Source organism: Novosphingobium endophyticum, assembly GCF_014640675.1.
GTDB classification, from domain to species: domain Bacteria; phylum Pseudomonadota; class Alphaproteobacteria; order Sphingomonadales; family Sphingomonadaceae; genus Novosphingobium; species Novosphingobium endophyticum.
On the sequence record NZ_BMHK01000087.1, the window covers coordinates 1 to 1,483 of the forward strand.

Consider the following 1,483-nt stretch of genomic DNA (forward strand, 5'->3'; position numbering starts at 1 on the left):
ACCGCTTCCCGGATCCGGATCGCCTTCGCGTCCGCCTGTCCCGATGCCGCCGTGCTCCGAACCATCGCCGCCGCCCTCAAGCCTGTCCCGACATAGCCGGCGCGGCCACGCCGTCGAAAGTCCAACTCCAGTCCTTCAACCTCGCAAACCTATCGAAAATCCCGCGGTGAAAAAGACGCAGCGCTCTCGCTCGCCTCTGTCACGCTGCAAAGCCCGCAGTCAGCGGATCGGGTCACGAAACCAACGCTTCGTGAATAGGAGAGGTTAGGCCAGTTCCTTGCCAGCCCGCTTCATTCGCCAGAACCATTTCTCCAGCGAAATAACGAAAAATCCCACCAACGCGAACGCGCTGGACAGGGCCCAGTCGGTCGCGTTTAAAGGATAGGTGTGAAACAGGTCGTTGAGGGGCTTCAGGTAAACAAAGGTCACCTGAATGTTGATTCCGCTGAGAGTTGGCTCTGACTCACATTTGCTGATGGCGATGCTCATGCGCCGACCACGCGTGCCTGCAACAGGTCAAGTTTCGCGCGCCCGTACATCTGTCGCTTGATCAGTTTGAGGCGCGTGATCTGCCCCTCAGTCTGGCCATTCGACCATGGTGAGACGATCGCGTTCCGGACCGCAATCAGGTCCTTCTCAACACCATTGACGAAGGACGCGACGAGGCTGCCCTTGGCAATCTCGATCCAGCCATCAAGTTTCGCGGCCGACTTTGATCGGATCATGGATTGGAAGTCGCCGATCGCTTTGCGTGCTGCCACCAGTTCAGGGACGTTGTTCTCGAGGACCGCATCCGATTTAGCCAGGCCATCCTGAGCTGAGGTCAAGAGGCGCGCTAGAACCCTTGCCGAAGGCGTGCGCATGAGGCCGCTTTGATTGGCCCTCTCGGCGAGACGGCGGCGTTGTGCCCACTGCGATACAACGCCGCTCTGGCCCACGAAGCCTTCCGCACGCATCTCACGCCAAAGTGCCAGAGCGTTGCGGTCACCGGCCTCCCATCGCTCGTTCAGCCAGGGCAACCAGCTATCCAAGGAGCTTGGTCGGGTACGGAAGACGTCCAGTCGCTGCCCGCGCAATACATCGCGAACCAGCTTTCGACTATGACCAGTTTGCCGGACAATTTGCCGGATGGACGTGCCGCTCTTGGCCAGTTGCAGAATTGCCTCGTTGGTTTCCTGCCGCCGGACATAGCCTTCGTACTGCAGCTTCTCGGCATAAGTAAGAAGTTTGGGATCGACGACATTGCTGCCGACCGCCTGCCTGATCTGCCGCATGGATTTGCTGACGGCGTCCAGGAACGCTCGGCTAGAGTTTTCCATGAGATGCCAACGATCGGCAACCTGCTCGGCGTCAGGCAGTCCTCTTGCGATCGCTTCACCATAGCCACCGCCCCGGTCTCGCGCGACAATCGATATCGACGGGCGTTTGGCAAGCCAGGCCCGCGACGTCTCCAGTGCCCGATCCGGCAGCAAGGTGACCGGCT

Annotated in this window: 2 protein-coding genes; both read right to left on the reverse strand. The window is 59.9% G+C overall.

Features of this window, described 5'->3' with window-relative positions:
• Positions 1 to 264: 264 nt before the first annotated feature.
• Positions 265 to 489 (reverse strand): cation transporting ATPase C-terminal domain-containing protein, encoded by a 225-nt coding sequence (locus tag IEX32_RS20290; protein ID WP_188773344.1) that lies wholly within the window; start codon positions 487 to 489, stop codon positions 265 to 267.
• On the reverse strand, positions 486 to 1,483 hold a 998-nt coding region (locus tag IEX32_RS20295), incomplete at its 5' end, for a transposase (RefSeq protein WP_229736540.1). The genes IEX32_RS20290 and IEX32_RS20295, both read right to left, overlap by 4 nt.

What these genes read in the sequence shown, in the direction of transcription:
- IEX32_RS20290 (WP_188773344.1), bottom strand. Translation starts at nt 489, where the DNA reads ATGAGCATCGCCATCAGCAAATGTGAGTCAGAGCCAACTCTCAGCGGA.